The sequence below is a fragment of the Archaeoglobus sulfaticallidus PM70-1 genome, assembly GCF_000385565.1.
GTDB classification, from domain to species: Archaea; Halobacteriota; Archaeoglobi; order Archaeoglobales; family Archaeoglobaceae; genus Archaeoglobus_A; species Archaeoglobus_A sulfaticallidus.
In genome coordinates this window covers 292,734-305,846 of the sequence record NC_021169.1, presented here as the reverse complement: position 1 = coordinate 305,846, position 13,113 = coordinate 292,734, and the positions used below count along the sequence as shown (strand labels likewise).

At 45.0% G+C, this 13,113-nt stretch carries 12 protein-coding genes; 7 read left to right on the top strand and 5 right to left on the bottom strand.

Going from position 1 to position 13,113, the window contains the following annotated elements; all coding sequences use genetic code 11:
• Nucleotides 1–16: 16 nt before the first annotated feature.
• Entirely contained in the window at nt 17–1,138 is a 1,122-nt protein-coding gene (locus ASULF_RS01700; protein WP_048098078.1) for a formate--phosphoribosylaminoimidazolecarboxamide ligase family protein, read from the top strand.
• Between the two features lie 337 nt (nt 1,139–1,475).
• Here the strand turns inward: ASULF_RS01700 and ASULF_RS01695 are convergent, their stop codons facing one another.
• Nucleotides 1,476–1,853, bottom strand: a complete 378-nt coding sequence (locus tag ASULF_RS01695; RefSeq protein ID WP_015589969.1) for a 30S ribosomal protein S8e — start codon at nt 1,851–1,853, stop codon at nt 1,476–1,478.
• A gap of 175 nt (nt 1,854–2,028) precedes the next feature.
• Between ASULF_RS01695 and ASULF_RS01690 the strand changes: the two genes are divergently transcribed.
• Nucleotides 2,029–2,478, top strand: a complete 450-nt coding sequence (locus ASULF_RS01690) for a VOC family protein (protein ID WP_015589968.1) — start codon at nt 2,029–2,031, stop codon at nt 2,476–2,478.
• Nucleotides 2,479–2,517: 39 nt separating this feature from the next.
• Here ASULF_RS01690 and ASULF_RS01685 read toward each other — a convergent pair whose 3' ends face one another.
• The 3 genes from ASULF_RS01685 to dnaG all read right to left on the bottom strand — a co-directional run bounded on the left by ASULF_RS01685 (nt 2,518) and on the right by dnaG (nt 5,459).
• Entirely contained in the window at nt 2,518–2,958 is a 441-nt protein-coding gene (locus tag ASULF_RS01685; RefSeq protein WP_015589967.1) for a DUF1634 domain-containing protein, read from the bottom strand.
• Nucleotides 2,959–2,967: 9 nt separating this feature from the next.
• Nucleotides 2,968–3,978 (bottom strand): sulfite exporter TauE/SafE family protein, encoded by a 1,011-nt coding sequence (locus ASULF_RS01680; RefSeq protein ID WP_015589966.1) that lies wholly within the window; start codon nt 3,976–3,978, stop codon nt 2,968–2,970.
• A 218-nt stretch (nt 3,979–4,196) separates the two neighbouring features.
• Nucleotides 4,197–5,459 (bottom strand): DNA primase DnaG, encoded by a 1,263-nt coding sequence (gene dnaG, locus ASULF_RS01675; RefSeq protein WP_015589965.1) that lies wholly within the window; start codon nt 5,457–5,459, stop codon nt 4,197–4,199.
• A gap of 226 nt (nt 5,460–5,685) precedes the next feature.
• Between dnaG and tfe the strand changes: the two genes are divergently transcribed.
• Nucleotides 5,686–6,213, top strand: coding sequence for a transcription factor E (gene tfe, locus ASULF_RS01670; protein WP_015589964.1), 528 nt, complete (start codon nt 5,686–5,688; stop codon nt 6,211–6,213).
• 1 nt (nt 6,214) lies between these two features.
• On the opposite strand, the gene serB is transcribed toward tfe, so the two are convergent.
• On the bottom strand, nt 6,215–7,372 hold the full coding sequence (gene serB / locus ASULF_RS01665) for a phosphoserine phosphatase SerB (protein WP_015589963.1): 1,158 nt from the start codon (nt 7,370–7,372) through the stop codon (nt 6,215–6,217).
• 85 nt (nt 7,373–7,457) lie between these two features.
• Here serB and hdrA2 point away from each other — a divergent pair, with 85 nt between their 5' ends.
• From hdrA2 to ASULF_RS01645, 4 genes are read left to right on the top strand one after another with little or no spacing between them, the layout of a single operon-like run.
• Nucleotides 7,458–9,803, top strand: coding sequence for a CoB-CoM heterodisulfide reductase HdrA2 (hdrA2, locus tag ASULF_RS01660; RefSeq protein ID WP_015589962.1), 2,346 nt, complete (start codon nt 7,458–7,460; stop codon nt 9,801–9,803).
• Nucleotides 9,793–11,109 carry a 4Fe-4S binding protein gene (locus tag ASULF_RS01655; protein ID WP_015589961.1) on the top strand — a complete coding sequence of 439 codons (1,317 nt, stop codon included), beginning with the start codon at nt 9,793–9,795 and terminating at the stop codon, nt 11,107–11,109. The genes hdrA2 and ASULF_RS01655 overlap by 11 nt, the downstream gene beginning before the upstream one ends.
• A complete protein-coding gene (gene coaBC, locus ASULF_RS01650) occupies nt 11,066–12,268 on the top strand; it encodes a bifunctional phosphopantothenoylcysteine decarboxylase/phosphopantothenate--cysteine ligase CoaBC (protein WP_015589960.1) in 1,203 nt (400 codons plus the stop codon). Before ASULF_RS01655 ends, coaBC begins: the two co-directional genes overlap by 44 nt.
• Nucleotides 12,265–13,089: a pantoate kinase gene (locus tag ASULF_RS01645; protein WP_015589959.1), complete on the top strand. Its 825-nt coding sequence runs from the start codon at nt 12,265–12,267 to the stop codon at nt 13,087–13,089. The genes coaBC and ASULF_RS01645 overlap by 4 nt, the downstream gene beginning before the upstream one ends.
• The last annotated feature ends 24 nt before the right edge of the window (nt 13,090–13,113 follow it).

Sequence of the window (13,113 nt, the reverse complement as noted above, 5' to 3'; positions counted from 1 at the left end):
TGGTGGTAATATGAGTATGATTACCGAGAAGATAAAAAAAATTGTAGAGGATTATGATGATATTACGGTAGGAATATTTGGTTCACATTCTGCGAAAGAAACTGGTATATCTGCCAAGAGTTTTGGTTTGAGAACCGTGGTTGTGGTTCAGAAGGGAAGGGATAGGCTATATACGGATTTCAACAGGCATCTGTATGATGAGGTTATAGTTCTCGACTCGTTTAAGGACCTCCTAAATAGAGAGGTTCAGGAGAAGCTTGTTGAGATGAACACGATCTTCATACCCAACAGAAGCTTTGCCGTGTATGTTGGATACGATGGCATCGAAAGCGAGTTTGAGGTTCCGATCTACGGCAACAGGTACATGCTCAGGGCTGAAGAGAGAAACTTCGAGAAGGGACAGTATTATCTGCTGGATAAGGCTGGCCTGAGATACCCCAAGGAGTTCTCCTCTCCCGATGAAATCGACAGGCTTGTGGTTGTCAAGGTTCAGCAGGCAAAGAACCCACTCGAAAGGGCATTTTTCTATGCTGATTCTCCAGAGGATTACTACAGGCAGGCTGAGGAGCTCATAAAGCAGGGCGTGATCACCGAGGAGGGGTTGAAGAAGGCGAGGATAGAGGAGTATGTTCTTGGAGCGAGGTTCAATGCTAACTTCCACTGCTATGCCCTGAAGGATGTGTTCGGGGATTTCGATTTCGTCGGTTTCTCGGACAGAAGGCAGGTTAACCTGCAGGGCTTCCTGAATCTTCCTGCAAGAGATCAGCTCAAGATAAATGTACCCGTTAAGAATGAGGAGATTGGGCACTATGGAGTTACGATGCGAGAGAGCAAGCAGCAGATGGTTTATGAGTATGCTGAGAAGTTCATAAGGACATGTGAGAAGGAATATCCGCCGGGTTTAATCGGCCTTTTCGGTCTGCAGGGAGCTATAGCCTATGATAATGATAGGCTGGAATTCTTCGTGTTCGATGTATCGCCGAGAGTTCCAGGTGATCCGGCCATAGGTCCCACATCTCCGGAGATGAGGAACCTGAGCATCAAGCACAAAAAGAGAATTGAGGATCCACTTGATCTGACGATGTTGGAGCTTATAAGTGCAAGGGAGCTTGGGAGACTGAAAGAGGTTGTTACTTAGTTGTGACTTGACTTGTAAGGCTTCGCTTCTTGCATATTTTTTAGATGATCTGAGCTGGAATTGTTTTTGCTAAGTCATGTATGGCTGTGTGAACTGAGATTGCCGGGATTGCTGATAAAATCTCACAACATGGGGTTGTTAGAGAAGTTAAAGTTCGTCTGTATGTAATGTATTGAAAGAGCTTTAGTAGTAGGGAGCTACGGGGAAAAATGTTCTGTAAACTTTTTAGAAGGATTATACAACTGGCTATATAACTAGCTATATAACTAGCCACAATTTTGAAGGGGAATATAAAATGAGAGGCACACAGATTAACACAGACTAGATCGATCGGGGTTTATTCAATTAAAATTGCGTTTATAACTCCTTCCTGTGAGGGTCTGTTTGTTACCTTTGCTTTTCCAAGGGATGTCTGAATTATAGCACCCTTTGTTATGACATTCTTTCTGGCGTAGTGAACATGAGCTCTGTTCTCAACAACATTGGTTACCTCTGCTCTCACGACCTTGCCCTCTGCTGGAACATAGACATTTGCGAACTTATCCCTGACAAGCTTGATCTTGATGTTTCCTCCTCTGCATCTTTCTTTCTTGATCTTTCTTTCGCCAATTAGGGTTTCTACCTGAGGTCTTCCCATCTCGTACTTCCTTTTTTTCCTTGCCGGTCTAATCAGCTTCCCGGTGTATGTTCTTCTACTCCTCCCCTGCCAAACCATTTGCATCACCTTTTGTGCTGAACTCCTTCATCTGCACTACTTAAATATTTTTTGACAGCCTAGTGGTGGGTTCTGGTGGTTGGTTCTGGAGAGTGTGGAAAATCTGGTTTAACGCACAAAAACGATGTGTGTGCAAAATAAATAAGTTTTTAAGGTTTGCATCGCTTTACCGCATATGGGCAGAGAAGTTGAAAAAATTGATCATGTGGTTGTTGCTGTGAAGGATGCAGAGAAAGCTATGAGGTTCTTCTCAGAGCTTCTGGGGATTGAATTTGATGAGATAGGGGAGGAAAGGAACTGGAAGTTTAAGAGCTACATGAGTCCTGAAGGCCTGGAGTTGCTCGTTCCAACAAGTGAAGATAGTGAGACTGCAAAGTTCATAGAAAAGAGGGGAGAGGGTTTGTTTGCCCTGTCCTTCAAGGTCAGTGATGCTGAAAAAATTGCTAAAAAGGCTGAGGAAATGGGAATCAGAATTATAGGAAAAATTGAGAGAGAGGGATTTAAGGAGATCTTTTTACATCCAAAGGATTGCTTTGGCATTCAGATCCTGCTAACAGAGTATAAGGATTATCATGGATGTACAGTAGCGTTGGCAATGGAGAGGAAGGAGGATAAATACATCTAATATTTTTTATAAATTATAAAAGTAAAAAGTAAATTGGGGTTAGTGTCCGGCGTTTATTATTCCCGTTGCACTTGCTGTGAGGATTATTGCAGTAACCAATGCGAATATGAAGAACAGGATCTCCTTATCCCTCAGCATTGCAAAGCTTGATGCCCATACACCTATTACCGCTGCGAGGCAGCTTAAAGCAATCCCAAGCATTGCAATTCCATCACCAGTGCTAAGACGGCTGAGGTACCAGTGACCTTCGGGATGCCCCCCAGCACACTTCTCCCATATTTCGGATGGCTTTTCCTTACCCCACAGCCCGCTCAGCAGGCAGTTGCTGTCGATGTAGTTGCTGTCTGTGGTGAGGATCATCATGACTCCTATCAGTGATATAATGGTGCCTATTAATACCACCCAGTAAGCTATTTCTCCATAAACCACTCCCGCCAGAGGCGGTTTGGGTTTTGAAGTGGTCTTATCAATTTCTCTCATAAACTCACCTCACATGTAGCCCAATATCGTTAGAGCCTGCTGTATCAGCCTCGCGCCGGACAGAAACATTATGACTATGATGATATATCTGATAAATCCAGCCTTAACCTTGAGCATTATTTTCGCACCGATCATCGTACCGAGTATCAGACCAATCATGCACGGCACAGCGAACAGCGGAAATATCGTACCCTGCATGATGTAGGGCCAGATCGCAGCGGTATCTCCTATCCCTATCAGCACCTTGCTGCTCGCAGCAGCCACTTTGAGCGGAGCCATCATGACGAGGTTCAGCACAGGAACCATGGCCCATCCAGCACCAAGCCCGAAGAGACCTGAAACCAGACCAACTCCTGCGAATAAGACCAAACCAAGCCATGATCTCGTAACCTCATACTGCACAACCCTGCCAAGGGACTCCTCCCAGTAAGCCATCGCAAGCCCTACTCTCCTTGTGAAACTGTCTACCTGCCTAACTTCCGGATACTCGATCCTGTTTCCTGCGAAAAGGAACAGTGATGCGATCAGCACAACGAGAATTCCGAGACCGAGCCTCACATAAGCCTCTCCTGTCTGCCCCATCGTTTGCTTTATGTAAACTGCGAGCAGTGCACCTATAACGGCAAAGGTCGCGTAGGGGACTGCCGAGAAGTAAAGCAACCTTATATTCGCAAGCCCTCTTTTCAGGAAAGGCCTTGCTGCAACCAATGCTCCCGTCATTGCGACGAAAAGTCCAGTACCCCTTACTATCAGACTGTCAATTGGAGTGAAGCCCAGCATGAGCGGTGTGAAGATAACCCCTCCTCCAACTCCAGCAAGTACAGCAATCATTCCTATAACCGTGGAAACTACGAGGAATATCAGAAAGAATATTGCAGGGCTAAGACCCATGGTATTGTCTGTACCTATTTCGGCAGCTGTCGCTGTGTTTGAGAATCCAATGATGACCGTTATGGCCAGTAAAGCCATCAACAGCTTTCTGGAGTGAAAGACTGTAATGAAAGATGATGTGCTATTCATATAATTCCACCCCCCTGTTGCGATTAATTTGTCTTAGTTTCCCTATATAAAACTTATGAAGAAAGAGTAAATCTGATTAATTCTTAATATTTTAATTTAATAAAGGCTAAGAAAAACTAAAAGATAATAACTCATTTGTAATAATTTATTATTGACTTTTCTAAACCAACAGCTAAGAATAGCTAAAATTTAGAAGTATAAAAAATAAAAATTAAGGGTTATATTTCATCAAATGTGATAACCCTGATACTGGTCGGGATTTTGACAACGCTACCCAGTCTAACTCCTACAAGGTAGCTTATATTTCTCATTACAGCCAGATCAATTACCCTCTGAGTTATGACACCATCAAAAACTATAGTATCTCCCTTTATGTTGTTCGTCTTCAGTGTCTTGACGAGATCTCTCACGGGAATCTCCTTAACGAGTGTGTCGTTTTCAAGAATCCTCGCTATAAGTTTTCCCTCTACCTCTCTCTTGTGCTTTCTGAACAGCTCCTTTGGATCAAAGAACTTCTTGCCCTCTTCTTTTTCCTCTTCGGCCTCTTCAGCCTTCTCTTTCTCCTCAGCCTCCCTCGTTTCCCGGATCTCCTTGATTTCCTTGACCTCATCCTTTTCTCTCTCCAGCCTTTTGGACTTGCTGTCCCTCATCTTTATGAGGTGAATCTGTTCGACTGGAACCTTGTTCCTCAAAGCCTTAACGATCTCTTTCTGGGTTAGATCCTCAACACCCTTTCCTTCAGGAGCTTTTGCGACATAGTCTATCTCTGCAACCTGTAGCAGTTCCTTGAGTATCAGGTCACCGCCTCTATCTCCATCAAGGAATGCGGTAACGGTCTTCTTCTTGCTAAGCTCTATTATCGTTTTGGGAACATTCGTTCCTTCTACAGCTATTACATTCCTTATACCACATTTAAGCAAATTCAAAACATCTGCTCTACCTTCAACAACTATAATTGCATCGGATTCATCAACAGAGGGGCCTGCAGGTAGCTTCTCCTCACCATACTCGGTAATCTCCTCAGCCCTCGCTGCTTGTCTCACAAGCTCTCCGATCTTCTCTGATTCTATCTCTGGTTCCTCGAACAAACTCTTCAGCATCTCCTTAGCCCTCTCGACTATTTTCTTCCTCTTCGTAGCCCTGACATCCTCTATCTTCTTTATCTTTATCTTCGCTGTGCACGGACCGACTCTCTCTATCGTCTCCAGAGCAGCGGCAAGTATGGCCGTCTCAACCTTATCTAGACTTGACGGGATCTTTATCTCACCAAAACTCTTTCCCCCCCTGCTCTCTATTTTCACTTCTATTCTTCCTATCCTTCCAGTTTTCTGAAGCTCTCTCAGATCCAGTTCATCGCCAAGTAGTCCTTCTGTCTGTCCGAATATAGCCCCGACCACATCAGGCCTCTCAACAACACCTTCAGCTGTGATTTCAGCATAAACAAGGTATTTTGTTGTATCACTCGGTGCCTTCACAGACATCACTCCCTTTTCATTTATTCAGATTCACTTGCCTCTCGCTCGACCAATGAGCAATTGAATATTCGCGATGGTATTATAAATAGTTATTCGTTCTTCAATTGTCTATCCAAATAATGTCCAGTCTTTTATCTATAGCAAAAATTATTTAGTAATTAGAGGGATCACTCCAACAATCCTCTTAACTTTCCGCAAAATTAAATAAGGATAAGTTAAATATGAAAGAATTGTGGAACTGCAGAGTGATGAGCTGATTGCAGAACTTATAGAAAGGGTTGCCGGAGAGGTAGGTCTTGTGGTTTATACTCTCCGCCCGCAGAGAGAGTTCACGGATGAAGAGATTTCTCAGGAACTTGGTATAGAGATCAATGAAGTCAGAAAAGCTCTGTTCTCTCTTTATGAGATTGGGATTGCAGAATACAGAAGGAAAAGGGATGAAGAGACCGGATGGATGGAGTACTACTGGAAAATCAACTATGATAGGGAGAGGGACATCGTGCTGAGAGAGCTTCTGAAGACAAAGAGAAAACTCGAAGCAAAGCTCGAGATGGAGGATTCTGCCGTCTATTACATCTGCATAAATGGGTGTGTGAAGGTTAAGTATGAAGCAGCGATGGAGATGAACTTTATGTGCCCCAGATGTGGAGCACCTCTCGACTACCTCGACAGCACGGTTGCGAAGGAGAAGCTCATGGAGGAGATAGAGAAAATAGACAAGATGATATCCTATTTAATGGAGAGCAAGAGTGTGAACTGATTTAAAACCTCTTCTTGAACTCGTTTTTCAGCTTTAACACACTGGCTATCCCTATCAGATTTTCTTTCGAGATGCTGCCATCAGCAACCTCTTTAAGGGCTTTTTTGGCGTTGAAGGCTATTCCCAGCCCGGCATTCTCGATCATTATCTTGTCGTTTGCCCCATCACCCACAGCCACTATGTTTTCCTTTGCAATCCCTTCTTTCTTCGCTATCTCCTCGATTATCCTTGCCTTCTCAACAGCATCTATTATTCTGCCCTTCAGCCTTCCCGTTAGCCTGCCATTCTCGATTTCAAGCTCATTTCCGAAGGCGTAATCCAAGCCAAGTTCCTCTTTCAGCCTGTCCGTGAAGTATGAAAAACCACCGCTGACCACTGCCACAACATATCCAGATTCCTTCAGGCTTTTTATCAGCTCTTTAGCCCCATCCGTGAGTTTTATTTCATTGTAAATTTTCTCAAGCACCTCCACAGGCAGACCTTTCAGAAGCTTGACCCTCTCCTTCAGGGCCGACTTGAAGTCAAGCTCCCCCTCCATTGCTTTGGCTGTGAGCCTTTTAACCTCTTCCTCCACCCCGGCAACCTTTGCAAGCTCGTCTATTATCTCGGCATCAACTATTGTCGAATCCATGTCGAAAACGATCAGCCTTTTGCTCTTTTCCTCCCTGTACGGCCTTATCACAACATCCATCCCTATACCCTCTATGAACTCCTTGATTTTCTTCTTTGCCCCCTCATCATCCAGATCCACAACGAAATCGATCGCTATCAGCTTATCTCTTGCAGTCAAATTGGTTCTCTCGATATTTATTCCCATCTCGTAGAAGAATGATGAAATTCTGTGGACTATGCCTACCTTGTCCTCGCCAAGCACAGTAACGATGTAGAGATTCTTTTTTTTCGTTTCAGGTCTTTTGAATGGTGAGACATCCACATTAACTCCCACTTCTCTGCCAGACTCTTTGAGCTGAGTAATTAGCTCGTCGAGATCAATCCTGCATCTGGAGACATCCGCGATCAGGAACATCGTAAATACTCCTTGCAGCACACTCTGTTCGATATCAACGATGTTCACATTGTTCTCTGCAAGCACACCGGATATGTTTTTCACTATTCCCTTCCTGTCGAGTCCATAAACGCTTATCGCAATCAATTCCACAAAAAAATTTAAACAGTTGTTATTTTAACTTTTGCTGGTTACCCAAAATGGTTGCCCAAAATGGCAGCATGCATATGGTGATACAATGCGAATAGGTGTTTTCATATGTCACTGTGGTCTGAACATTGCAAGGGTAATCGACATCGATGCCCTCGTAGATTATGCGAAAAAGCTCGATGGAGTTGTTTATTCTGCTGATATTAAGTATTCATGTTCCGATTCAGCTCAGGAAGAGATAATCAATGCGATTAAAGAACACAACCTTGACAGGATAGTTGTCTCAGCCTGCAGTCCGAAGCTGCATGAGCACACATTCAGAAATGTAGCGTTAAGAGCCGGAATAAACCCCTACATGGTCGTTATGGCGAACATAAGGGAGCAGTGCTCGTGGGTTCACTCCAGAACACCGCAGCTTGCAACGATAAAAGCAAAAGACCTGATAAGGATGGCGGTTGCGAAGGCGAGAGAGCTTAAGCCTCTGGAGAGAGTTGATAAGCCCGTAAAGAAATCCGCCCTTGTCATCGGTGGAGGTATTGCTGGCATAGAGGCTGCTCTGAACATAGCAGATTCTGGAATAAAGGTCTATCTTGTCGAAAAAAGACCAACCATTGGCGGCCACATGGCAACGCTGAATGAGGTATTTCCAACAAACGACTGCTCCATCTGCATTCTCGCCCCCAAGATGAGCGAGGTGTGGAACCACCCTAACATAGAGGTTATAACCAGTGCTGAAGTTAAGAGCGTAACGGGCAGTTCGGGAGATTTCAGGGTTAGCGTGATAAAGTATCCGAGGTATGTTGACACATCGAAATGCAAAGGCTGCATCGACGATTGCAGTTCAGTCTGCCCGGTGGAGGTTCCCAACGAGTTCGATTATACGATCGGGACGAGGAAAGCTATCTACATACCGATACCTCAGTCCACACCGCTTTACGCCTCAATAGACTGGGAGCACTGCATTGGATGCAGACTCTGCGAGAAAGCCTGTGAGCCTGAGGCAATTGACTTCAATCAGAAGGCTGAAGAGATTGAGATAAATGTCGGGACGATAATCGTGGCTACAGGCTTCAAAGCCTTCGATGCGAGAAAGAAGACCGAATATGGCTATGGCAGATACCCGAATGTGATAACCTCCCTTGAACTGGAAAGGCTTTTATCAGCCTCCGGGCCAACTCAGGGAATCCTTCTCAGGCCATCAGATTCGAAAATACCTAAGAGAATAGCGTTCATCCAGTGCGTTGGAAGCAGGGATGAGAACACGAACAGATACTGCAGCAGGGTTTGTTGCATGGCAACCCTGAAGAACGCTTTTACGATTAAGGAAAGGTATCCTGACTCGGAGATATATGTCTATTACATCGACATAAGAGCCTTTGGAAGGATGTATGAGGAGTTCTTCAGAAGGGTTCAGGAGAAAGGTGTGAGGTTCGTGAGAGCCAGAGTTGCAGACATTATCGAGGTTGAAGATGGCAACCTCCTGCTCAACTATGAAAACACTCTGTCTGGAGAGTATGAGGAGAAAGAGTTCGATCTGGTTGTGCTTGCAGTCGGGATGGAGGCCAACAACGAACTGGCGACAAAGCTTGGAATATCTGTCGGCGAGGATGGTTTTTATGAAGCCGTTCATCCAAAGCTCAGACCGAGCGAGACAAATGTGAGGGGGATATTTCTTGCCGGAACGAGCAGCGGGCCGAGAGATATTCAGGACTCAATCGCTTCAGCAGGACTTTCGGCATCGAAAGCAATCCATATGATGCTGAAAGGCTCAACAGAAATGGAACCGTATTTTGCCTTTGTTGACAGGGATAAATGCATTGGGTGTGGGATCTGCAGGAGAGTTTGCAGGTTCAACGCGATCTCGATGGTTGACAAGAAAGCGTTTGTTGACTCGAACTCATGTGTTATGTGTGGTATATGTGTTTCTGCATGCCCGGTTGATGCGATAGACATGGGATTCTTCAGCGATTCCCAGATCAAGGCTGAGATAATGGCTCTGGCTGAAGAGAAGTCGATATTCCCACTCATACTGGTGTTTGCATGCTGGTACTGCAGCTATGGTGCCATAGATCTTGCCGGAACGACAAAATTGCAGTATGAGCCAAACATACGGGTAATAAGGACTCTCTGCTCCGGTAGAGTCGATCCGGAGTGGATTCTCTTTGCACTCAAAAGCGGAATCGATGGAGTTATGGTTTCGGGATGCAGAATGGGAGAATGCCATTTCAAGTACGGAAACTATAAAGCATCTGACAGGGTTAATGCTATCAGGGAGGCTTTGAAGGAGGTTGGGATCAATCCAGACAGGGTTGCAACATCCTGGCACTCTGCTGGTGAGGCGAAGGAGATTGTCAGCGACTTCAACGATTTTGTAAGGAAAATTAGGGAGTTGGGAGCGATTGAGAAAGAGCTGGGGGATGGAGATGGAAGTTAAGAGGGATGTTGAGGTTAGTGATGAAACCTTCAGGTTCTTCCAGATTTGTGAAGATGAGGTTAGAGAACTCTTTTACCACTACAAGAAGTGCAATGGTTGTGGCATATGCGTTTATGCTTGCCCCGTTAACGCAATTGAACTCGGCCCGGTACACGACATAGCCCTCGGCTTGGATATACCTCCCGTGATTGTGGATCACACGAAATGTGCCTACTGCGGGATATGCTACTCATTCTGTCCATTCAACTGCTTTGAGTTCAGAATCGATGGTGTTGAGGTGGAGAAATCCTCACTGCCAATATCTTTCGTCAAGTACACATACAGGTTTGAGGATAAGTGTAAGGATTGTACTCTATGCTACAAAGCCTGTCCAACATCTGCGATAAAGAGGAATGTGATTATCACAAGGCAGGACATTCCCGTGAAAAATGAGGGGATAAGCGGGAAGGTCGAGATAGATTTCGAGAAGTGCAACTACTGCGGGATATGTGCAGAGTTTTGTGAAGTTTTCAACATGGTTGAAAAGGAGGTTCAGCCCTACGATATAATGCCGTATGAAGGCATACTAATCAATGAGGAAAAGTGCGATTACTGCAAGCTGTGCGAGCAGGTGTGTCCTGAGGATGCGATTAAGGTTGAAGGGAAGCTGATCGATTTTGAACTTCCTGAGAAAATAGCTGAGATTGAGATAGATCAGGAGCTATGCTCCCATTGCTCATACTGCGAGAAAATCTGCCCGTATGATGCTGCAAAAACAATCAAACCATTTGATGGCAAGCTATCGCTTTTTGAAGCGAGAATGTACAGATGCGATCCGGTGGGATGTTCTGCTTGCATTAAGATATGCAAGTACAACAGGGTGTGGTATGTTTCCAGAAACAAGTCGAGGGTGGAGTTCAATGAGGACTTCTGTGTTTACTGTGGAGCATGTGAGAACTCCTGCCCGTATGATTTAATAAATGTTGAAAGGAAGACGATTTTTTCGAAGGAGTTGAGCAAAAGACCTCCGTGGAGGGATTCATGGGAGAAGGCTGGAGAGAGGATTTTGAAGAAGGAAATTGTTGAAGAGCCGAGAAAATTCGTTATGGAGTTTGAAGAACCTGAGGTTGTTGAGGAAATCGAGTTCTTTGAGAGGGATGAGGGGAAGCTGGAAATGCTTAAGGACAGGATAAACAAAATAGAAGAAGTTTTAAAAAGACCTGCCTATAGGAGGGCAATTGAGACAGGCAATGTTGAGTCCTTTGTAAATGCGGTGAGAAAGTATGCATCTTCGAAAGATAAGAGGGATAAAGAACAGGAAGCTTGAGGGGAAGAGGATAGTCCTCGGAGTTACCGGAAGTATCGCAGCGGTTGAGACTGTAAAGCTTGCCAGAGAGCTAATCAGAAGGGGAGCAGAGGTTATTGCTGTCATGAGCGAATCTGCTCGGAAAATAATACATCCCTATGCTCTTGAGTTTGCTACAGATAACAGGGTGATTACCGAGATAACAGGAAAGGTTGAGCATGTTGAGTTGCTGGGAGAGAACGGGATTGCAGATCTGCTGCTCATAGCTCCAGCTACAGCGAATACCGTGTCTAAAATAGCGAACGGAATCGATGACACCCCTGTAACAACGATGGCCACAACAGCACTTGGCTCTGGAAAGCATATCATCATAGCTCCAGCGATGCACGAGAGCATGATAAAAAATGAGGCTGTGAGGAGGAACATAGAATATCTGAAAAACCTTGGTGTGGATTTTGTTGAACCTCGCTATGATGAATACAAGGCGAAATTCGCAGACATCGAAACGATCTGCCTCCATGTGGAGAGGAGGCTCTACGGCAAGGAGTTCTCGGGTAGAAAGGTTGTTGTCACCTCCGGCCCAACATTCGAGCAGATCGATCCGATAAGGTTCATCAGCAACAGAAGCTCAGGGATGATGGGCTATGAAATTGCCCTTGAACTCTGGAGGAGGGGGGCAGAGATAAAGATCATAACATCCAAGCCGAGAGGGTTGAGTCTCCCGGATTTTGAGGAGATTTTCGTCTGGAGCGTTGAGGAGATGCTCGAGAAGTCCCTTGAGTATGTCAGAGACTGTGATCTGTTTGTCTCGGCTGCAGCTGCAGCAGACTTCACGATCGAGATGGCTGAAAGCAAGATAAAAACTCAGGAAGAGCTTGTACTGCATCTAAAAGCCGCTCCGAAGATTCTCCATAAGGTCAGAGAGATATATGACGGAGAGGTGATAGGCTTTAAAGCAGAAACCGGTGTTGGAGAGGATAGGCTGTATAACATCGCCTACGAGAAGATGTTGGATGACAGGCTTTCGATGGTTGTGGCGAACGATGTCATATCCAAGGGCATGGGAACTGCGGATACGAAGGTTCTGGTTATAACGAAGAAGCGAAAGGAATGGTACGAGGGGCTAAAATCCGAGGTTGCGGAGAAGATTGTGAAAGCATATATTGAAGATGTTCTATGACATTTTTTGCCCCTGCAAGCATCACAGCTTTTTTCTCTCCAAAAATTTCCGATGATCCCTTAAAGTCTGGATCAACTGGAGTTGGGATAACCTTAAGCAAGGGTGTTAAGGCTGAACTATCCGATGACAGAATAAGGCTGAACGGCAGGGATTTCTCATTCCCGACCATCGAGCTTTTATTTGAGAAGCTTGGCTTGGAACTAAAACAGGGATTAAAGCTTGAATCCCAGATACCCGTTGGATGTGGATTCGGGTTCAGCGGTGCTGCATGCTTGGCAGCGGCATTCGAGATTAATAAAAAGATGAAACTCAAAAAAGGGTACTTCGAGCTTACCGACATCGTGCATGAGTGTGAGGTTGAGAGCAGAACCGGGCTTGGAGATGTGGTATGTCAGAGCTATGGTGGGGTGGTTGTTAGAAAGGTTGCAGGCTCACCATCCATGGTTAAAATCGAGAAATACCTCTTCAACGATGATCTTAGCTTTCTTGTGATTGGTGAGATACAGACCTCCAAAATCTTAAGGGATGATGAGATTGTCCAGAGAATAAACAGGTATGGTGAGGAAGCACTTAAAGCATTCCTGAGAAATCCCGAAATGGAGAATCTGTTCAGGATCTCAAAGGAATTTGCTGTGAAAACTGGGCTGATGGACGATGAGGTCCTTGAGATCATAAAAGACCTGGAGAGACAGGGTTATCTGGCTTCGATGGTGATGCTCGGAAAGGTCGTGTTCTCGAACTGCGATGTCGAAATCCTGAAGGAATATGGAGAAAAAACGCTGAAAGCCAGAATCTCTCAGGTTGGAGTTGTTGAGGTTTAATGATTCGGTTTTACCGGTTTACTG